Source organism: Thermovenabulum gondwanense, assembly GCF_001601575.1.
In the GTDB taxonomy this organism is placed as follows: domain Bacteria; phylum Bacillota; class Thermosediminibacteria; order Thermosediminibacterales; family Thermosediminibacteraceae; genus Thermovenabulum; species Thermovenabulum gondwanense.
In genome coordinates this window covers 59028-78693 of record NZ_LOHZ01000043.1, presented here as the reverse complement: position 1 = coordinate 78693, position 19666 = coordinate 59028, and the positions used below count along the sequence as shown (strand labels likewise).

At 42.1% G+C, this 19666-nt stretch carries 20 protein-coding genes and 1 riboswitch; of the genes, 2 read left to right on the top strand and 18 right to left on the bottom strand.

Features of this window, described 5'->3' with window-relative positions; all coding sequences use genetic code 11:
* Positions 1-206 precede the first annotated feature (206 nt).
* The 11 genes from ATZ99_RS10655 to ATZ99_RS10605 form a co-directional block, all read right to left on the bottom strand.
* Positions 207-416 (bottom strand): SHOCT domain-containing protein, encoded by a 210-nt coding sequence (locus tag ATZ99_RS10655; protein WP_157074755.1) that lies wholly within the window; start codon positions 414-416, stop codon positions 207-209.
* 184 nt (positions 417-600) lie between these two features.
* Positions 601-825 carry a hypothetical protein gene (locus tag ATZ99_RS10650; RefSeq protein ID WP_068749216.1) on the bottom strand — a complete coding sequence of 75 codons (225 nt, stop codon included), beginning with the start codon at positions 823-825 and terminating at the stop codon, positions 601-603.
* A gap of 70 nt (positions 826-895) precedes the next feature.
* On the bottom strand, positions 896-1993 hold the full coding sequence (locus ATZ99_RS10645) for a M24 family metallopeptidase (protein ID WP_068749215.1): 1098 nt from the start codon (positions 1991-1993) through the stop codon (positions 896-898).
* A gap of 15 nt (positions 1994-2008) precedes the next feature.
* Positions 2009-3100, bottom strand: a complete 1092-nt coding sequence (locus ATZ99_RS10640) for an ABC transporter permease subunit (RefSeq protein ID WP_068749214.1) — start codon at positions 3098-3100, stop codon at positions 2009-2011.
* A gap of 1 nt (position 3101) precedes the next feature.
* Positions 3102-4139 (bottom strand): ABC transporter permease subunit, encoded by a 1038-nt coding sequence (locus tag ATZ99_RS10635; protein ID WP_068749213.1) that lies wholly within the window; start codon positions 4137-4139, stop codon positions 3102-3104.
* Positions 4136-5746, bottom strand: a complete 1611-nt coding sequence (locus tag ATZ99_RS10630; protein WP_068749212.1) for a sugar ABC transporter ATP-binding protein — start codon at positions 5744-5746, stop codon at positions 4136-4138. Before ATZ99_RS10630 ends, ATZ99_RS10635 begins: the two co-directional genes overlap by 4 nt.
* Positions 5747-5840: 94 nt before the next feature.
* Entirely contained in the window at positions 5841-7022 is a 1182-nt protein-coding gene (locus ATZ99_RS10625) for a DUF3798 domain-containing protein (protein ID WP_068749211.1), read from the bottom strand.
* A 202-nt stretch (positions 7023-7224) separates the two neighbouring features.
* On the bottom strand, positions 7225-7848 hold the full coding sequence (ytaF, locus tag ATZ99_RS10620; RefSeq protein WP_068749210.1) for a sporulation membrane protein YtaF: 624 nt from the start codon (positions 7846-7848) through the stop codon (positions 7225-7227).
* Complete coding sequence (locus ATZ99_RS10615; protein WP_068749209.1) at positions 7841-8644, bottom strand: ABC transporter ATP-binding protein; 804 nt, start codon at positions 8642-8644, stop codon at positions 7841-7843. Before ATZ99_RS10615 ends, ytaF begins: the two co-directional genes overlap by 8 nt.
* A gap of 18 nt (positions 8645-8662) precedes the next feature.
* Positions 8663-9460 carry an ABC transporter permease gene (locus tag ATZ99_RS10610; protein WP_068749221.1) on the bottom strand — a complete coding sequence of 266 codons (798 nt, stop codon included), beginning with the start codon at positions 9458-9460 and terminating at the stop codon, positions 8663-8665.
* Positions 9461-9568: 108 nt separating this feature from the next.
* Positions 9569-10690, bottom strand: coding sequence for an ABC transporter substrate-binding protein (locus ATZ99_RS10605; RefSeq protein ID WP_068749208.1), 1122 nt, complete (start codon positions 10688-10690; stop codon positions 9569-9571).
* A gap of 138 nt (positions 10691-10828) precedes the next feature.
* Between ATZ99_RS10605 and ATZ99_RS10600 the strand changes: the two genes are divergently transcribed.
* Together ATZ99_RS10600 and ATZ99_RS11900 are read left to right on the top strand one after the other, a co-directional pair.
* Entirely contained in the window at positions 10829-11932 is a 1104-nt protein-coding gene (locus tag ATZ99_RS10600; RefSeq protein WP_068749207.1) for a sodium ion-translocating decarboxylase subunit beta, read from the top strand.
* Positions 11933-11953: 21 nt separating this feature from the next.
* Positions 11954-12097, top strand: a complete 144-nt coding sequence (locus tag ATZ99_RS11900; RefSeq protein ID WP_157074754.1) for a hypothetical protein — start codon at positions 11954-11956, stop codon at positions 12095-12097.
* Positions 12098-12132: 35 nt separating this feature from the next.
* Here the strand turns inward: ATZ99_RS11900 and grdD are convergent, their stop codons facing one another.
* The 7 genes from grdD to ATZ99_RS10555 form a co-directional block, all read right to left on the bottom strand.
* Positions 12133-13284: a glycine/sarcosine/betaine reductase complex component C subunit alpha gene (grdD, locus tag ATZ99_RS10595; RefSeq protein ID WP_068749206.1), complete on the bottom strand. Its 1152-nt coding sequence runs from the start codon at positions 13282-13284 to the stop codon at positions 12133-12135.
* Positions 13274-14818: a glycine/sarcosine/betaine reductase complex component C subunit beta gene (gene grdC / locus ATZ99_RS10590; protein ID WP_068749205.1), complete on the bottom strand. Its 1545-nt coding sequence runs from the start codon at positions 14816-14818 to the stop codon at positions 13274-13276. Before grdC ends, grdD begins: the two co-directional genes overlap by 11 nt.
* An 11-nt stretch (positions 14819-14829) precedes the next feature.
* Positions 14830-16137, bottom strand: coding sequence for a glycine reductase complex selenoprotein B (gene grdB / locus ATZ99_RS10580; protein WP_083947471.1), 1308 nt, complete (start codon positions 16135-16137; stop codon positions 14830-14832).
* A gap of 15 nt (positions 16138-16152) precedes the next feature.
* Positions 16153-16623: a glycine/sarcosine/betaine reductase complex selenoprotein A gene (gene grdA / locus ATZ99_RS10575; protein ID WP_083947470.1), complete on the bottom strand. Its 471-nt coding sequence runs from the start codon at positions 16621-16623 to the stop codon at positions 16153-16155.
* Positions 16624-16652: 29 nt separating this feature from the next.
* The gene (locus ATZ99_RS10565; protein WP_068749200.1) at positions 16653-17939 is read right to left on the bottom strand and encodes a glycine/sarcosine/betaine reductase component B subunit; all 1287 of its coding nucleotides are present in this window, start codon (positions 17937-17939) and stop codon (positions 16653-16655) included.
* Positions 17940-17956: 17 nt separating this feature from the next.
* Positions 17957-18271, bottom strand: coding sequence for a thioredoxin TrxA (gene trxA, locus ATZ99_RS10560; protein WP_068749199.1), 315 nt, complete (start codon positions 18269-18271; stop codon positions 17957-17959).
* Between the two features lie 189 nt (positions 18272-18460).
* A riboswitch (glycine riboswitch) is annotated at positions 18461-18550 on the bottom strand.
* Positions 18551-18647: 97 nt separating this feature from the next.
* Positions 18648-19655, bottom strand: coding sequence for an ABC transporter permease (locus tag ATZ99_RS10555; RefSeq protein ID WP_068749198.1), 1008 nt, complete (start codon positions 19653-19655; stop codon positions 18648-18650).
* Positions 19656-19666: the final 11 nt, after the last annotated feature.

The following is a 19666-nucleotide window of genomic DNA, read 5'->3' as shown; positions in this document are numbered from 1 at the left end:
AAGCGTTCATTTTACCCTTGACACATCAAGATGGGTAAATATACTTGGTTAGGGCCATAAGAAAAGGTGACATTTTCTCTGAATAAAACTACCCCTCTTGGGGTGACATTTTCATAGAATCTTGACACAATTATATTATCAAAATTGTTGTTATTATGTGATAATGTCCTATTAAAATAGCGCCCTTAAAAAGGCGCTTTTTTAAATCAGGTTTTATCCAACTCTTCCTTTATCTTTTCATATTCTTCTTTTGTAATTTCCCCAGCAGCGTATCTTTTTTTCAGGATTTCCATTGGTGTTTCTGTTAAATTAATTCTTTTATTGGCTCCATTTATCGAAATTGACTTTATGAATTTATAAATTACATATATCACTGCAGCCCAGAACAATACCCATAAAAACATCATAAAATACATTATAATTCCTCCATTATAATAACCCCAACCGCGGTAAAACCAATGCATCATTATTTTTCCCCCACTTTTGCAAAAGATTAATAAGCTCAAAATTATTATTCCCAAATTTCATGCTTTAATTATGTGGCGAAATTATCCTGGATAATTTGTGGCATTAACATGTTATCCAAAAAATTATTCGGTTTTAGCCGTAAAGGGACAGTCTCATGCCGCAAACAGGATCTATGGCATATTCTCCATTATCGCCTGTTCCGTAATGGTCATGCCTTCCGGCGGAATGCCCATAGTGGCCTCCATAACCTCCACAGCAGCCACCTCTCCCCATCATTAAAAAGCACAAAATCGATTTTAATTCATCCGCCCTAATTAAATCAACAGGTTTTAATGTATTTTCAAAAATTCCTCTCAAATACCCCTGTAAAAATTAAAGGGTTGACTTTTTAATCAACCCTTTAATTAATTGTCTTAATTATTCTTAATTATATTATAATCATATCCTTGGTGGCTTTATTCAACACCTCGCACCCCTTTTCGGTAACTACGACTATATCTTCCACCCTCATCCCGAACTTTCCGGGTATATAAATTCCCGGCTCCACGCTAAAAGCCATTCCGCTTTTTAAAACAGTTTTATTTCCTTCCATGATGTAGGGAGCTTCGTGCACACCAAATCCTATCCCGTGTCCGACCCTGTTAAAGAAAAATTCTCCGTATCCCGCTTCTTTTATTACATTCCTTGCAGCCCTATCCACTTCTTCGGCAGTAACTCCTTCCCTTACCGCTTCTTCCCCTTTTTTGTTTGCTTTCAGGACAATATCATAAATTTTCCTTTGTTCTTCAGTGGGTTCTCCCACAAAATACGTCCTGGAAATATCCGAACAAAATCCTCCTACCCGGCATCCAAAGTCCAAAATTATTACATCTTTTTCCTGGATCCTCCGGGAGTATTCATTATAGTGTGGCTTTGAACTGTTTGGACCGGAGGCTACGATTGTTTCAAAAGCAAGTTCTTCTCCTCCAAATTCCAGAAGCATTTTTTCTACCATTTCTTTAATATCCTTTTCCGTCATCCCGGGTTTGATAAATCCTGCAACTTTTTCTGCTACCTCATCGGCGACCGCCGCAGCTTTCTTTAATTTTTCTACTTCATCCTTGGTCTTAATTATTCTTAATTCTTCCATTAAGCGGGTGGCATTTAAAAAAATTACATTTAAAACCCTGCTAATATCAATAACGTCGACCGCCCTTATTCCACCGTTAACTCCTACCTTAGCGTTATTTAATCCAAATTCTTCTTTTGCTTTCTCTATAGCCTTTAGAAAACCTTCGGAGTCTCCCCAGGATATCACCGGAACCTCATCTCCAAGGGCTTCTTTCGATTCCTCTACGCAAATCTCCGGTGAAATGTAAAAGTAAAGGCCATTTTTTAGAAGGAATAATGCCTTAAACCTCTCGTCACTTAAAGGGTTAAGTCCTGTAAGGTATTCCAGATCCGGTGAAGGGCCTATACAAAGGACATCCAGCCCTTCCTGTTCCATCATTTTTATGGCTTTCTGCAACTTTTCCTTTAAAAGCAATTTTTTTCTCTCCTCTCACTCAGCGGTTTCCATCTTTTCATCGGCGCTGAAGTGCTTTTGCATAGCATGGAGCACCAGCGATACAGCTATAACTCCGTAGGCCACAAAGGACCTGAAAAATTCTCCTATCTGAGGATCACCGAAAAGATTTTTCCCCGCATTGGGAGATACGATAAACAATGTATGGAAAAGGATGGTCCCCAAAATAGCGTTGCCGATAGTAGCTTTTGTAACCGTAGCACCACCTACGAGTATTGCCGCAACGGCAAACATTCCTACCTGTTCATGGCTGCTGTAGGTTTGGAGGGTACCAATGTTCTGTAAAAATATTATCTGGCCCCAGGCGGCAAGAAGGGTGGAAATGGTGATGGCTATAAGCCTTGTCCTGTCCACATCTATTCCCGCAACTTCCGCCACGTGCATATCCTGCCCTAAAGCCCGGAAATCCTGCCCCAGCTTGGTTTTCAAAATAAAACGGGTAAAAAGACATAACAATCCTATTAGAATAAAGGAAGCAAGGGGTAAATTTATACCCATAATTTTAACTTTCAAAAGGTCATCTAAAGCGTACTGAATTATTTTAAGGTCGATGGCATTTTTAAGCCCAACTCCTCCGGGAAGTACAATTTCAGGATTTTTAATGGGTATGATCGTACCGACAAATAGAAGAAAAACGAGCTGATAAAGACCCATAGCAAAAAACCCCAGAATAAGACTTGTAATCATTTCCTTGCCTTTGGTTTTGTTTAAAATCTTCCCCGTGCCGTATCCGAATAAAAGGGCAAAGGGTATTGAAATAATAGCAGCAAGGAAAAGCCCCGCTATCCCTTTTACGTTCAGGACCTTTATCGCAATCAGTCCGATTTGTCCCGCCATAGCACCCACCACAAGGGCGAAATTAAGTCCCATACCCGCTACTACGGGAATAATTAACGAGAGCACCAAAAAAAGGTTTCTATCCAAACGGTTCACTATTTCATTTAAGATATAGTTAATACTTAACCTTGATGCTATTACTCCTCCGATACAGATTATTAAAAACAAGAAAGGAACCGAATTATTCTTTATAAACCTCAAAGTTTTGCTTGAAAAATCGTTTTTATTCATTTCAATCGTTCCCTCCTACTTTTGTCAATGCATATAAAATTACTCCGTTACTTACTATTATCCTTACTACTTCCGATAAATTACCTTCCGGCATCATTTTGTTTATAACGGGAAGGGCAATTGTCAATAAGGCCTGAAAAAGGATAACCCCGGAAATTACGTTGGAAATATTGGCTTTTCTTGCAGTAGCACCGCCGATAAGTATTGCGGATATTGCAGCAAATGGCATCATTAAAGGACCCGTATATAGCTGGAAAAACCCATAGCTTTGAGCATATACCAGGATACCTATGCCGCCGAGGACCATGGAAAGTATCGTGCCAATTGTTCTCTGCTTGTCAACATCTATTCCCGAAGCTTTTGCAAAAATAGGATTGCTCCCGGCAGCCATCATGGCTATACCCGTCTTCGATTTTAAAAATAGCCACATCAATAAACAGCAAAATGCGAAAAACAATAGGGTCCCCAGCGGGAGGTCAAGACCCGGAATTTTTATTAGCCGGTCCAGTACTTTGTCGTATTTTCCCGCAAGGGTAATGGTGGTCCTCAAACCTTTTCCGCCTATTGCCCATACCATTTCGGGATTTTTGAAAGGTAATAATAGCCAGGCGATACACATAACCGAAACTACTGAAAATCCCATATAAGTTCCTACGGTCATTTCATCGCCCTTTACCCGGTTTAAAAGCATTGCATACAAATACCCGGCTATTACCGATAACGGTATGGAGAGCATCACCGCGGTCAGAAATCCCTTCAATCCGATTATATTCATTTCAATGGTAATACAGCCCGCTAATATTCCGCAAACTATACCTATGGATAGGGCAAAGTTCAGACCGGTGCCCGAAACTATGCTTGGTACCATTGCCAGTACCAGCACGCTGTTCATTCCGATTCTAACCAAAGAATCCCTTAATAACCCATAAATATTTTGCTTTTGAATAATTGCAATTATTAATAGTACAAAAAGAAGAATTGAAATGAATACCTTTGGATAACCGTATCTATCAATGAGTTTTTTCCACAATCCCTTCATCTCGTTGCCTCCTTTGAATGGGAACTGTATTCTCCTGCCATCATTAAACCAAAATCCGTATCCGAATCGTAAGGACTTAAAATGCCTTCAATTTTGCCCTCATAGACAATGGCTATGCGGTCGCAAATAGAGCGAAGCTCCCCCAACTCGCTGGAGGTCATTATAATCGTCATTCCTTTTTCTTCGTTTAATTTAACCAAAAGGTCCAGTACGAGCTTTTTAGCTCCTACATCTATTCCTCTTGTCGGTTCCGAAACAAACAATATTTCCGGTTCTAAGGCCAAAGCTTTTGCAATACATACCTTCTGTTGATTTCCACCGCTTAACCGCCGGGTAATCTGGTCAGGCCCGGTACACCTTATATCGAGTTCCTTTATATACATCAACGCATTTTCCCTTACGCTTTTTTCATCCAAAAGCTTTGTCCCGAAAAAGTTTCTTAAAAATTTTCCTTTTACCTGCATAGCCCCGATGGCAATATTTAATTCTATTGATTCATCCAGCATTAACCCCACGCCTCTCCTATCTTCCGAAACAAAGGCAAGACCGCTTTCCATGGCTTTCCTTGGGTTGTTCAGCTCTATTTTTTTTCCATTTTTATATACCTGGCCCTTTGCCCGGTAAAGTCCCATTATACCGTTGGCTATGCCTATTTTCCCCTGTCCGGCCAAACCGCCTATCCCCAGAATTTCACCTTTTTTTACATCCAGATTAACTCCCCTTACTACTTCTCCCGGCATATCCACATAAAGATTTCTTATTGAAAGTATTATCTCCTGCTCGGTTTCTTTGGATTTCTTCTTTTCTACCCTTTCCACTTTCCTGCCTACCATAAGCTGGGCTATTTTCTCGACGGTAGCTTCATCTTTGTTCATTTCTCCTACCTTTTCTCCATCCCTTAAAACCGTAATTCTTTCTGCTACTGCCATCACCTCATTAAGCCTGTGGGTAATAAAAAGTATCCCTATGCCCTTTGAAGAGATTATTCTCATAGCCTGTAGAAGCTTTTCAGCTTCACTTTCGGTCAATACCGCAGTAGGCTCATCAAAAATCAATAGTTTAACGTTCCTTTTATCTATCTCCCTTGCGATTTCTACAAACTGCATATAACCTACCGGAAGCCCAGCTATTGGCAGCCACTCATCCACAGTCATCCCGAGTTCCGAAAGCGCTCTCTTAGAATCCCTTCTCATCGCTTCCACATCTAAGGTCTTCAATCTCGGTCCAAAGATCTTGCTCACAGCGTTGTCTTTTAATATTTCCCTGTTGAGTTTAATATTTTCCGTTATGGTAAAACCGGGAAGAAGCATAAATTCCTGGTGTACCATTCCTATGCCCAGTTCCATGGCATCCCTTGGAGACCTAATCTTTACCGGATTACCGTTAAAAATTATCTCCCCGTTAAATCCTCCGGTATTAAAAATCACGGGCATCCCGAAAATTATGTTCATCAGGGTGGATTTTCCGGCTCCGTTTTCGCCCACAAGGGCATGGATTTCTCCGGGCTTTACCGAGAGGCTGACGCCCTTTAAAACCCTGTTCCCGAAATATTCTTTTTCTATATTCTTAAGTTCAATCACGTGTTGTGTTCCGTTATTTTCTACCATAATTCCTTCACCTCTTTAAACTAAAAAAATAAAAAAAAGTATTATTAAAAGATTGCCGCCTTTTGGCGGCAATCTTTATAAAATTCTCTATATATTAGAAAGTTATATAATCGCTCAAAATCATGTAGAAGTTTTCATGCTTGATTTCTTTACCATCCGCACCTTTTTCTACATAATTGCCTATGTCAATCTTCGCACCTTTTGATACCTCTTCAAAGCATTTCTTCAAGGCTTCGGGATCATTCTTGTCCTTTAATTTTCCTTCAGCATAGAGTTTTGCATATTCTACCGCAGCTGCTGCCATTAACATACCTGCGGGTATCGGCCAGGTGGAGAATCTGCCGGTTCCACCTTTTTCAGCAATCTTGGCTTTTATTTGCTGAATTACGTAATCCACATCGCCGGCTTTGTCGGGAGGTATATTAATTCCAAGAGCTGTAGGATAGCCGTGGAAGGGGCTCGGGCAGCACTGCTGGACCACCATAGCTCCCTGCTCTAAAGCGGTCTTTATCAAGGGTTCCTGCATACCGCAGTTGGTGCTGAAGAAAACGGTATCTTTACCGTATTCTTTCACTTTTCTCGGAATATCCTCAATTATAAACTGCTGAGCTCCGGGCAATCCGGCATCGCCGGTGGGATCGGGAGCGGTAGCATCTACGAATTTAATACCGGCTTTTGCACATTCTTCCTTCAATATGTCCCTCCTTCTGGCCAGAAGTGGATAGGACATATGCCTGGGGAAGGAATAATGCACAAACACCTTTGCTCCGAACTTCTTTGCCTGTTCTACCATTTTGTAACCCATGGCAAGTTCATCCGCTTGAATTACCACATCGGCTTTGGTACCTATTATATCCTGTTCGGCTGGAGTAATGGCGATCAAAAGTACATCCGGCCTTTGCTGCTTAATCTTCTCGAAAGCCGCTGCAGCACCGGGCACCGCCTGGTTCATAATGAGTGCTTTAACATTGGGATCGGAAACCAGAGCCACTGCGTTGGCTATCAAAGTTTCCTGTTCTTTCATGAAGTTGTCGGGCATAGTCTGGGTAACGATAATATCCGGGTATTTCTTCTGCGCCTGTTCGGCTGATCTGAATTCCTCTTCGTTCTGGGATACGGTGTTGGTGTACATAGCTATTTTATAAGATGGTTTTTGTTGTTGCTGCTGCTGTTGATTATTGGTATTAGACGAACTTTGTTTTCCCGTACTGCCGCAGGCCACCAACCCAAGACAGGTGACCGCAATCAATAAAAGGGCAATTATCTTTCTAAACACCGGTAAATTCCTCCTTTGATTAAAAAATATTGATTAAATTTTGGATTAAAACTTTTCCCCCCTCACCTCCCGGGATTTTCCAATATTGTGATAAAAATTTGATAAAATTGTGATGATAAAATTATATTCTACAAAAATAAAAAATTTCCTTTTTTTTAATGACATTTTATAAATATTGTATTTTCTGTATATCTTAATTAATTTAATTTATTAATTTAAGAAAACCAAGTATTATAAATATTATCGCCGGGAAAATATAATTTTCTTTATTTTCATACCTTCTGTAAAATCTACTTCCGATCAGATATCCTCCTCTTAAAAATAAAAATTCTACCCCGGTAATTAAAAGGCTCGTTCTAAGAATTGAAAAACCCGATGTAGCCGCACCAACTCCAGCGGCCGCCGCATCTATAGCCAGTGCGATACCCAAAAAAATCGACTCTTTTAAATCAATTTCTCCAGATACATTTAAATCTGCGGATTCGGGCTCCTTTAATATTTTTATTACTATGCCGAGAGGTTTTATGCTAAGGGTTGCAATTGTATCTCCCGAATATTTTTTCAAAGTTGCCTTAAAAAAGTAGATACAGGCGATTGCAAAAAAAATAAAGCTGCCCAGATACTCGATAAATTTTTCGGGTAAAAAGAAACAAAGCCCCTTTCCCAAAAGCATTGATACAAAAAATACGCTACCTGAAAAAAGGGCAATTACTGCCTGAGAAAAAACCGGTATTTTGATATTTCTGATACCGTAAACAATCCCAAAACTCAAGCTGTCCATGCTTACTGCTATTGCAAGCAATAAAACCATTGCAAGATTAAACATTTCTTTTCACTCCTCTTGTTTCTTCAGCCTTTCTTACCTCTTCTTCCAAGAGTTCCCATATGGTCTTATATAGTTCGTTATAATGAGGTGATGTCCTGAGCTTCAATAACTCTCTGGGCCTTTCAATATCAACCTTCAACATTGCTTTAATTTTTCCGGGGTGGGCCGTCATAACCACTATTCTATCTCCCAAAAACAATGCCTCATCTATGCTGTGGGTGATGAAAATAGTGGTCTTTTCGCTTCCTTCCCATATCCTGAGCAATTCCTGCTGTAGTATTAACCGGTTCTGCTCATCTAAAGCTCCAAAGGGTTCATCCATCAAAAGTATATCCGGGTCGCTGACAAAAGCCCTTGCCACATTTACCCTCTGTTTCATCCCACCAGAAATCTGGTGCGGGTAATAATCGGCAAATTTTCTTAAACCCATTTTTTCAAGAAATTCCAGGGCCATCTTTCGCCTTTGCTTCTTATCTACTCCTTTTATTTTTAAACCGTATTCCACATTTTCAATAACGCTCATCCACGGAAAAAGAGAATCCCCCTGAAAAACCATGGAGGTAATTAACCCCCCGGGATTTTTCGGTTTTATATATATCTTGCCTTCCGTTTGCTTTTCAAGCCCAGCCAGGATTCTAAGAAGGGTTGTTTTTCCGCATCCGGAAGGGCCAACAATGCATAAAAATTCGCCGTCAATTATAGAAAGGTTAATATTTTCAAGAGCCATCAAATTTGATTTTTTATTTTTAAAGGTTTTGGTCAGACCCTGAATTTTTATAATTTCTTCCGGAAGCATTTTTACTCTTCCTTCCTATTATCGATGTTTCCAGGGTATGGCAATTTTTTCTAAAAACTCTAAAGCGTAAGAAAAAACATAGCCTAAAAAAGCAAGCACCAAAAGTGCGCAAAACATCCTTTCTATATCAAACATGTCGTATGCCCGCCATATCATCCATCCAACTCCGGCCCTGGCGGCGGAAAGCTCGGCCGCCACGATCAGTAAAAGGGCCGTTCCCATTCCCAGCTTGAACCCTGCAAAAATCATGGGTAGAGCTCCCGGAATTGCAACAGTCCGGTAAATTTGCAGCGGCTTTGCTCCGAAGCTCTTGGCCACATCAATATAAATGGTGTCTATGCTCATTACCCCTGCCATGGTATTTATTAACACCAGAAAGAATACACCAATGGCTATTGTAAAAATTTTTGAAGCTTCCCCCAATCCGAAAACGATTAATATGAGGGGCATAATAGCCAGCTTGGGAATGGGAAACATTATGGAAATGAGCGGCATCAAAGCTGCCCTTACCGTCGGAATTAAGCCCATAATTATCCCGAGTAGTACTGCTGGTACCGAGCCAACCAGAAAACCCAGCAAAATCCTTTCTATGCTGATGAAGGTATGATAAATCAATTCACCGCTCAATAGAAGGGGAACAAGTGTCTTGAATATCCTGGAAGGGCTCGAAAACAGCCTTACATCTATAAAATGCCTTTCGGCCATAAACTCCCATAAAAGCAATAAAATCAACGGTGTGAGTATCGCTACTAAATTCGTAAAAATATTTGTCTCCTGCCACCGTTTAGCATCCTTGTTTTCTTTTTTTTCTACCATTATTTCACTTTTCAAATCCCCAGCTCCTTTGTCGGCCATGATGTTCATGCAAGCCACCTCGCTTTTTATTTTAAAATTTGGCCGAAACCAGAGGTTTCGGCCAAATTCTTATTCATACTTTCCGAGTACAGAAAGGGCATAATCTACAAAGCTATTATCCACCACATCTTCAGCTTTAATATCTCCCGTCAAAAGGCCGTATTTTTTGTACCAGTCAATATCCGCCTGAATTCCCTTCATTCTCACGTATCCGTTGGGGTTTAATCCAACCGGATACATTTTCTTGTAAAGTTCCTTATCCTTAACGGTAGAATATTCGGCAAGTATGGAAATTATTTCGTCTTTATTTTTATCTTTAAAGAAGGCATCGTTGTAGTCCCTCAAGGATTTTATATAGGCCAGCATAAATCTTTTTGCCACTTCCGGTCTTTCCATCATGCTTTTTCCGTATACCAAAAGGGCTATTTGAGCATCGGGGTCGTATTCCGCCGGATCCTTCCATGGATCGGCTATGCCCTTTTCTACAGCGGATGTCACGAAGGGTTCTATCACCATACCGCCGTCAATGCTCTTATTGCTCATTGCCGCAACTATATCCGGGAATGCCCGGATTACCTGAAGATCTACATCTTTTGTAGTAATACCTGCTTTATTAAGCACCCTATCCAGGCAGATTTCATCAAGAGAGGCCGTTCCCACTACTGCAAGCTTTCTCCCTTTCAAATCCGCAAAATCCTTAATTTCGTTTACTAAGTCCTTCCTTATTATAAGTCTGTAATAGCCTTTCCCGGGTACATTTATCCCTTTGTCTGCAACAATTTTTACAGGTATTCCTCTCAGCATAGCGTTGAAAAGACCCGAGGAGGTTACGGTGCAACCCACATCTAACTGGCCGGCACCCAGGGCATTTATCATCTCCTGCCCGGTGTTAAATTGAACCGCCTCAATTTCAATTCCCAGCTCCTTATAGTATCCCTTTGCCATTCCTATTAATACACCCGCATCGGATACCACCTGCTTCATGCCGACGGTTACCTTAACTGCGGGGCTCAATGGAGTAACTCCCGGAAAATTCGTTTTTGCGTTTACATTACTGCCGGTGTTATCGGAAGAAGTTTGCCCGGTTTTTGCACATCCTCCAATCAAAAGAACCAGCATTGATAAAATCAGCAAGAACACCAAAATCTTTTTCACCTTGATCTTCCCCCCTATTTTGATAGGATTAACCATATAACTATAATATTTATGAGGACTGGCTGTGGTTACAAAGTTATAGTAAGTTAATAAAAAAGTTAGTTGCCAATAAGGGCTTAAAATAGTATTATGTATATTGTATTTTTTAAATTTTAGATAGTGGAGGTTTTAGCTTTGGAAGATCTATTATTTGGTTTAAAAAGCCTTACCGTTCAAAATATTATAATGTTTGCAATTGGAGGGCTTTTGATTTACTTAGCAATAGAAAAAGAATACGAGCCCATGCTCCTTTTGCCTATAGGATTTGGAGCTATCCTTGCCAATATCCCCTTTTCCTCTGCAATAGGTGATGAGGGCTTTCTTACAATCCTTTTCAAATCTGGTATTTTAACGGAATTATTTCCCATACTGATTTTTATAGCCGTGGGGGCAATGATAGACTTTAAACCTTTATTGAAGCAGCCTTTTATGCTGTTTTTTGGCGCTGCGGCCCAGTTCGGTATTTTTTTCACCATGTCCTTAGCGGCACTTTTCGGCTTTAGTTTAAAAGAAGCCGCTTCAATAGGAATTATCGGCGCTGCCGATGGACCTACATCCATCTATGTTGCAACCAAATTCGCCAAGCATCTTTTGGCTCCCATATCGGTAGCGGCTTATTCCTATATGGCTTTGGTGCCCATTATACAACCACCCATAATTAAGCTTCTAACTACCCCTTCTGAACGAAGGATAAAAATGAAGCCAAAGTTTGATGTATCTATCTCCAGAAAGGTAGAAATTTTATTCCCTATAGTAGTGACGATTATCGCGGGTGTGATCGCTCCCATAAGTGTAGCTCTCGTGGGCTCATTGATGTTCGGAAATCTCGTCAGGGTTTCCGGAGTTTTGGACAGGCTTTCCAAAGCAGCACAAAACGAGCTGGCAAATATTGTGACTCTTCTGCTGGGTATAACCATAGGCTCTACAATGACAGCAGAGCAGTTTTTAAATCCAAAAACACTTTTAATACTGGCAATGGGGCTTGTAGCCTTTATGTTTGATACTGCCGGCGGTGTAATATTTGCAAAGATTTTAAACTTATTTTTGAAAGAAAAAATAAACCCCATGATAGGTGCGGCAGGTATTTCTGCATTCCCCATGTCCGCAAGGGTAATTCAAAAAATTGCCCAAAAGGAAGACCCATCAAACTTTATATTGATGCAGGCAGTTGGGGCAAATGTCGCAGGGCAGATAGGTTCAATAATTGCAGGCAGCTTAATACTGCTCCTTGTAAAATAAATTTTTTGGAGGCGAAATAAAATGTCCGTTTTCTATGAGACGTTGAGAATAATGGGAATAAGCATGGTGGGCATTTTTTCGGCAATTACTCTTTTTTACATTTTGATTAAAACAATGATAAAAGTGTTTCCGGATAAAACAAAAAAGGAATATGAACCCGAATAAAGTAAAAAACCGGGGAATTCTCCCCGGCTTTTCTTTTAGCCTGTGATATAACCTTTTTCTCTCAAGATTTGCAGAGCTTTACTTATGTCCTCCTCAGCTACCAGGATTACCGGGCCTGTACAGCCCATTCCGCTCTCAGCGTAAACACCGCTCCTCCACAGGGTTTTTACTGCATTTTCTATTTCCAGTACATCAATCCCCGCGATCTCTTCGGTTACCCCTTTTTTAGGCGGTATTGCTTCGTCCTTTTCCATCTCTTGCGTTTTTCCTTTTATTTCCTTAATGACTTCTTCAATTCCCGCCGCCTTTGCCTTTTCAAATTCCTCTTTTGCGACCTTTTTTATATTGCCCCTTACAAGCTCTGCGGCAAATTGTATTGCCCCCTCCACTACAGGAGCTCCGGATGCTCTGGAAAGAATAAGAATAAGCCTTTCGTAGTTTTCCCCTATCCCCGGTCCGTATCCCCACCCGAGGGCTTCGTAGTCCCCGCCGGTGGTGAAAGCTGAAAAGATTTTCATCAAAAGGTTGCCGGTAAGCGAATCTGTCACCATAACATCGCAGGAACCGTTCAATAGGTCATTGCCGCGCATTACCGTTCCACCATCCGAACGAATGGAAGAGGCAAAGTTTATTTTATACCCGTTCTTTGAAAGGTTTATTAAGGCCCTCTCCACCTGTCTTGCTCCTTCTACATTCAATATCCCCAGGCCTGGATTTTCTATCCCCAAGGCTTTGGCCGTAATTATACCGTAAACCGCATTTTTGATCATCGCTTCAACCCTGTTTGCCGAGGCGGTGCCGGTGGTGGTGGCTATAAGCATGGGCTTACCTTTTGCAGGGGTTACCACCCTGCCGACAGTAGAGACACCTATGGGGAAATTGTAGTGCATGGTTACCGCCGCATCTATTTTACCGCTATCAAGAAGCCCTTCCATTATCCGGTGAGCTTCCTCTAAGTTTTCCGCATTTTCAAAAGAAAGCCCCGCTTTTTCCGCTTCATTTTTTGGCCCTATTGCCAGCACCTTTATATTCAAGGCCTTTTCTGCTCTTTTAGCGGAAAAAGCTATCATTTCTGCAGGGTGTTCGCTTCCTATAAGGGTTATACCCACGGTCACATCTTTACTTTTATTTTTGTTTTCCAAGGCATCGGCCAGGCTTCTAAAGAACTGTGCTTTATCAAGGGACATCGGTCTTCCCCCTCTTTTCAAGGTATTCGGCAAACTCCCTGAAAGCCTCGGCCACACAGGAAGTTAGATCGATATCCCTCGGTGCTTCTTTTTTGATTCCGGGGTTTTTCTCCATTATAAAAGATATACCGTCAAAAAGATTGGTCATCCTGGCCAGGAAAAGGCTACCTTTTCCTATAATCATCGCCCTTGTCATGGTGCCTTCCAGAATTTTATCCCTCACATGCCCTATGACCGGAACTCCCGAAGGTATATGCCCCTGGGTAGGCGCAAAGCCCGGAACTCCGTGTTTGTCCACAAAAGAATCCATTTCTTCTTTTTTAATATCCCCACGCTTTACGCCGATCGCCGCTATCATCTTATAATTGGCTTTGGGCACATCCCCCGCTCCGGCAGGTTCCGTAATCTCCGGGTTTTGCAGCTCGGGGGCGTACTTATCCACATCGGTGGGTTTTAAACCTATAGCATCCAAAGGATTGTAAACCACATACTGCATGACAGCCTGGGGCGATGCGCCGGCAGAGATGGTATGCTTACCTATGGAATCAAGCCTGATCACGGGGTTTATTCCATCATTTTCCGAAATAAGTACTGCAAATCCTCCGAGAACGTCCTCCAAAAGGGGCATGCCCTTTGCCACATGGTCTCTGCCGTTCATGCCGAGTTTCGCCGTCGCTCCTCCCGCTACTACCGCCACCTTTCTATATACTCCGCTGTTGACAAGAGAGGCCGCGGCTATCAGAGCATGGGTAGGTCCTGCACAGAAACCCCTCATATCGGCCCCCGTGGCATTCAGGCATCCGGCAATTTCACCGATTGCTTTTGCAAAATTTCCTCCACCCCTCTGGTTCATATCACCGCAGGCTTCTTCCGAGCACTCTATGATGTAATCAATTTCTTCCGGAGCAACACCGGTGTTCTTAAATAAATGTTTCAAGGCAAGGACGGCGGAAGCCTTGGTAGCCAGGTTTTCTACCATTACATGGGAGGACAGGGTTTCATCCCTGTCATGGGCTTTCCTAACACAGCCTATAAGTTCTTCAGAAGCTTTTAATTCGACTGCCCCTTCCTCTATATACCTTTCAATGACTTCCTTGGACTGGCCCGGCTTCAGTCTTTTCAGATCATTTTCGGTAATAAGAGGGTGAGATGAAAGTTTTTCCTTTATTCTTTCCACAAAATTTTTTTCCAGTATTACCAGGTCAAATACATCGGAAATCGCCATGAGTCCGAAAAACTCATCTTCCGGCATGATTTCCCCGTAAAGCCCGAATCTCTTTGCTCCGGGAATTGGGTTTTGATACCAGGGCCTTTTAATATTCTTTAAATCATCGGGAAACATGTTTCCGATATAAGCTTGATTCGGCGCATAAGCTACCGCGTCTTCGTAATTTCGGATATGGGAAAATGCTTTTTTATAATAATCCGAACGGGGATTATCTTTTTCTAAAAGCTGGGTGGTGCCAGCTACCATCATGATGTGGGGAACGTGGACCAAAATGTAGCTGGCACCGGAAATAACAGCACCCGACATAAACGCCCTCCTTACTCAAATACGGTCTGCCTGTCTACATCTACGGTCAGTGCGTTCAGCGCTTTTAATACCAGTTTCCTTCTCAGTTCTTTTTCCTGTTCCTTTGTAAGGGCCGGATTGCCAAGGGGATGTGGTATGGCAACTGCGGGGACGATTCTGTTCGCTCCTACCGTCAGGGATATAGGAACTATTGTACATACATGAACGGTTGGTAGGCCTGCCCTTTCCAGTTCTTTTACCATCGTTGCACCGCAACGAGTACACGTCCCTCAGGTAGAGGTAAGGATTACCGCCTGTACACCATCCGCCACAAGTTCTTTTGCTATTTCCTGAGCAAACTTCTTCGCATTTCCTACCGAAGTTCCATTACCCACCGTTGCATAGTAGTATCTGTGGAGTTTGCCGATAACGCCTTCCCTTTCTAATTCCCTCATTACATCAACGGGAAGTACCCGGTTGGGATCCTGATTGGCATAGGTGGGATCATATCCTCCATGGGCCGTCTGGAAGGTTTCGGGGGTCAAGAAGTCCACACCTTCGATGTCGTACTTACCAAACCTTGAAGCACTGGATGCCTCAATCCTGTCAGGATTCCCCTTTGGCACTATGCCTCCTGATGTTACTAAGGCGATTTTTGCCGATTTCAGATCTTTTATAGCCGGCGCGGGAGTTACCCTGTCAAAATCCGGCATGGGATATTCAGTAACAAAGGGTTCACCCTTCAATTTTTTAACCAGCATATCCACGGCCCTTATCGCTCCGTTTTCTTTCACAAATACGTTTTTCCTTATGCCTCTGGGAATATACCCTTCCTCCCGGGGAAGGCCTATTTCTTCTCCTTTAGCGAGTTTTAGAGCCAATTTTGCCATTTTGGGAACCGCTTCTCTCATACCTGCAGCCGATCCTGCGGTCTCAACGATATACACATCTTTTTTGTATACTTCCACTCCCGGGTTTTCCATAAACATACCGGTAACTGCAGGGATATTGAGGGTTTCTTTAACCGCCTTGCAGAGCCTGCCGCAGGCCATGCCGTAGCGCCCCGCATTAAAAGCAGGCCCTGCAATTACCAGGTCCGGTTCGTATTTTTTTATCCTCTCCAGAACGTCCTTTAATGCCTGCTCAAGGTTTTCATTGAAATAGCTGTCACCGCAAATTACAGTTCCTACTATTTCCGCTTCTCCGGAAAAAGCCGCGTTGAAAGCCATTCCCGGACCAACCGGGCCCTCCTTATCTAAAGGAGGGATATCGGCTTTCTCTTCCCCGCCGATCTGACCAAAGAACTGATTAATATAGTGTACCACTCTGAATTTTTTCATAAAAGGGAACCCCCTTTAAGCTTTATATTTGGAGTACTGCTCCCTGTACTTTCTTACTTCCGAGCTGAGCCCCTCCACGTCCAGTACCATTTCCATGATGCCCACATTTTCTTCATACACATCCTTATCCACTGCTTCTTTTACTTCAGGTTCCACAATGTGGTAAACGGCAAGTCCAAGGGATACTCCTGCCAGAGGACCTGCAAAAGTAGGATCGCCATTGGTAACGGTTTCCGCTGCAATTCCCGCTGCTTCGGGTTCCGCACCCCCGAGAATGACCACGACGTTTTCCGGGCCGTATTGTTCGGCAAATTCTTTTATCCTTTTTTGGACCTCCAGGTCCATCGCACCGGCGGCTGTTCAGACAAAGCATTCGGTGGTAGCAAATACCACTTCACCTTTTGTGGTTTTCATGCACGCTTCAATTGCAGGGCCGGGAACGCCATCCCTGTCTCCTACAATGACTATTTTTTTGCCTTCAAACATATTAAAAGCCTCCTTCTTCTAATTTTTCTCTAATAAGTTACCGCACTCAATTTTGTAAAGCCCACTTCGGAAGTGGCACCGGTGATAGCCTGAATTTCTATCTCAATGCTGCCATCTTCCCTTAAGGATTTCTGGGAACCTCCCGCAATTAAGGTAGCGGTATCTAAAAGCCCGATAATTTTCTTCATCGGCGGGAGGACGATTACTTCATTGGCATTTCCGCTTGTTACCACCGCATCCGCTTTCGGGTCCGCATCTGCCAGAGACTGGGAAGCTCCATCCCTTCCGGCGTATTCATCGGTGATTAATACCGTTTTAATACCTTTTTCTTCAATTTTCCTGCAGTTCATGATTAAGTCCGTGTCCGGATTTCCAAATCCTTCTTCCGTAATGATTACTCCGTCAAGCTCTAAGTACTCTACTAACTTAGCAGTATAATCCGATGACCTTTCCTTATCGGCAAGGGTGACATTTTCATTGGTAATTATCACACCCACAAAGTTAATATCCTCTCCGTGGCGACGGTAGAGCTCCTCTATAACGGGGTTATTCATATGAACATAGGTAGTATTTTTATCACAGGCAGACACGCAGTTTCCGCTTACTATAGCTCCATCCATCAATTCCGTGGGGTAAATAAGGGTAGGAATTATCTTTTTAGCATCCACCCCGTAAACATAAGTGTCATGTAAAAGTCCCTGGCTTTGCAGCTGATAAACATAGGCTACTTTGGGTAAATGCGGGTATTCCGCAATAGCTGCAGGGAAGGGCTTTGTTTCGTAAGTCCTGATTTCTTCCGGCACCTTATCCTTTACACATTTGGCTACAAATGATGCCGCCTTTAATCCCGCAAGCCTTATGGCTTCCTCGTGTTCATGCTGAGTAAGACCTTCCACAGGATTTGCTATTACTACCAGATTTACCAGCTTTGAATAAGGAGTATACTCCGCTCCGGGACCGCTCATATCTATAATGCCTTCCTGAAAACCTACGATTCTTCCGCAGGTCACTATCGACATTCCCTTTAAAACGTGAGTCCTTCCTTCCCCTGCCGTCAGGGGCTTACCCAGAAAACCGGGAAAAACCGTACCCTTTCCGCTCACCTTCACCCTGGGTTCTATAACATCCTTAACGGGTATTATCCTTACCTCTTCACCCGGCCGGGCAATATCAAGGCATACATCTTTTATCCTGCCGTCCTCCATCAAATAATCGGTAAGGCCTTTTTTATCCACGGTGAGAATGCCGTTTTCAAAGCTGGTTCTGTCTCCCAGAACCACATCCTTCACATAAAAAAGCCCTAATTCCAGTTTCATCCTTTCACCCCCGAATTTTAAATATTCCTCTTTATCATTTCCTCAATCATTTCCACCGTAACATCCTTTGTGACCTGATCTACCTTCTCCCCTCCTTTATAGATGATAAGCGTGGGAAGCCCCATTACTTTCTGGCTAATGGCAAGGCGCATGTTTTTAGAAGTGTCTAATTTGCAGAATTTAACCCTGTCGCCGTACTTCTTCTCCAATTCTTCCACATGGGGCATCAATGCTTTGCAGGGCTCGCACTTTGGTCCCCAGAAGTCTACCAGCACCGGCCCTTCTGCTTTTAATACCTCCTGTTCAAAGTTTTCTGCATTAAGCTCGATCATTCAAACCACTCCCTTACCGTCATATTTTTATTTTTTGTTAAATTTCCCCTGTTATTCCGGTGAAAAATAAAAGAGGAATAAAACTCCTTTAAGAGTCTTATTCCTCCCTGTAGCCTTAAAATAATTTTGTGATAATTTTCCTTTAAGGCTCCATCCTTACCCCATTAATTGGATTAATTTTCCAGGGGCTGTCGGGATGCGGTCCTTTTGCCTGAGAGTTTCGCGACCCTTCGCTTTCCCCTTCGGCGCCCCATACAGGGTCTCTCCCGCACCCTTCATCCATGTATTTAATTTTTCTTTAAAAAAGGAAAAAGCTATTTAAATTACCAATAATATTATATAAAAAGGTTTAAACAAAATCAAGAAGATTTTTAATTTATCGATTTAATTGGATAAAATTCATAACTCCCTTTCGTTTAAACAAAGAAAGTATAAAAATGCTTAACCCAACAGCCCATGCATTGTAGATGATTATTTGCCTCCAGGAAATATTTCCTATAAAGGTTCCATAAAAACCCTTGAAAGACCAGTAGGTAGGAATCCAGTAAAGCAAAAATTGCTTATCTTCAGGAAGCATCAAAGCACCTACCACGGAGCCCGATAAAATTATTCCGAGCACCTTCAAATTTGCAATCCCCGCAATCTGATTACCACTTAGAGACCCCACTATAAAACCTACTAAAACGGCTATTATAGTTCCGCATAAAGTCATTACAAAAAGTTTCCCTGAATCTACATTCTTTATTCCAAGAAACCATATAAGAATATACCCTAATATTAGTGGAAGTAATATACCCGTTAAGCTTTTACCGATAATGTATTCATATCGTTTCATTGGAGTAACGGATAGAGCACTTAAAGTTTGAGATTCTTTTTCTTCAATTATATTAAAACCTATAACCGCTCCGGATAAGACAAAAAGCATTAATAAAAGCGATGCGGCTTCAACTACCGCTACAGGCGAATTCTTCCTTCCCAAATCCTTTACAATGAAATTAACCCCAGTATCTTTATGATACAGGATGTCCTGCATTATCATTTGAGTGAGCTCTTTTGTGTCACCGGATTCATTCCCTTCTAAAATTATTTTGTACTCATCCCCGACCTTTATTATCCCCGCAACATCATCCGCACCCCATATCCTTTTTTCCACACCTTTTTCATCGTCAAAAACTTCCACCCTGCCGTATTTTCTCAATTCTTCAATTATTTCCCCTTCAACATTTTTATCCACCGCAAACTGCAATGCCGCAGCATCGGCTCCAGCAATAAAAAACCTTAAAACCAGAGCTAAAATAACAGGCGCAATTATCATATACAAAAGCAGCGAATCCCTTAAACTGCCTGATAAATCCCTTTTAAATATATTAAAAATTCTTCGCATTATTTCACCTC

Coding starts and splice junctions, on each gene's coding strand:
- ATZ99_RS10655 (WP_157074755.1), bottom strand. CDS start 416: ATGTATTTTATGATGTTTTTATGGGTATTGTTCTGGGCTGCAGTGATA.
- ATZ99_RS10640 (WP_068749214.1), bottom strand. CDS start 3,100: ATGAATAAAAACGATTTTTCAAGCAAAACTTTGAGGTTTATAAAGAAT.
- ATZ99_RS10635 (WP_068749213.1), bottom strand. CDS start 4,139: ATGAAGGGATTGTGGAAAAAACTCATTGATAGATACGGTTATCCAAAG.
- ATZ99_RS10630 (WP_068749212.1), bottom strand. CDS start 5,746: ATGGTAGAAAATAACGGAACACAACACGTGATTGAACTTAAGAATATA.
- ytaF (WP_068749210.1), bottom strand. CDS start 7,848: ATGTTTAATCTTGCAATGGTTTTATTGCTTGCAATAGCAGTAAGCATG.
- ATZ99_RS10615 (WP_068749209.1), bottom strand. CDS start 8,644: ATGCTTCCGGAAGAAATTATAAAAATTCAGGGTCTGACCAAAACCTTT.
- ATZ99_RS10610 (WP_068749221.1), bottom strand. CDS start 9,460: ATGGTAGAAAAAAAAGAAAACAAGGATGCTAAACGGTGGCAGGAGACA.
- ATZ99_RS10605 (WP_068749208.1), bottom strand. CDS start 10,690: ATGGTTAATCCTATCAAAATAGGGGGGAAGATCAAGGTGAAAAAGATT.
- ATZ99_RS11900 (WP_157074754.1), top strand. CDS start 11,954: ATGTCCGTTTTCTATGAGACGTTGAGAATAATGGGAATAAGCATGGTG.
- grdD (WP_068749206.1), bottom strand. CDS start 13,284: ATGTCCCTTGATAAAGCACAGTTCTTTAGAAGCCTGGCCGATGCCTTG.
- grdC (WP_068749205.1), bottom strand. CDS start 14,818: ATGTCGGGTGCTGTTATTTCCGGTGCCAGCTACATTTTGGTCCACGTT.
- ATZ99_RS10565 (WP_068749200.1), bottom strand. CDS start 17,939: ATGAAACTGGAATTAGGGCTTTTTTATGTGAAGGATGTGGTTCTGGGA.
- trxA (WP_068749199.1), bottom strand. CDS start 18,271: ATGATCGAGCTTAATGCAGAAAACTTTGAACAGGAGGTATTAAAAGCA.
- ATZ99_RS10555 (WP_068749198.1), bottom strand. CDS start 19,655: ATGCGAAGAATTTTTAATATATTTAAAAGGGATTTATCAGGCAGTTTA.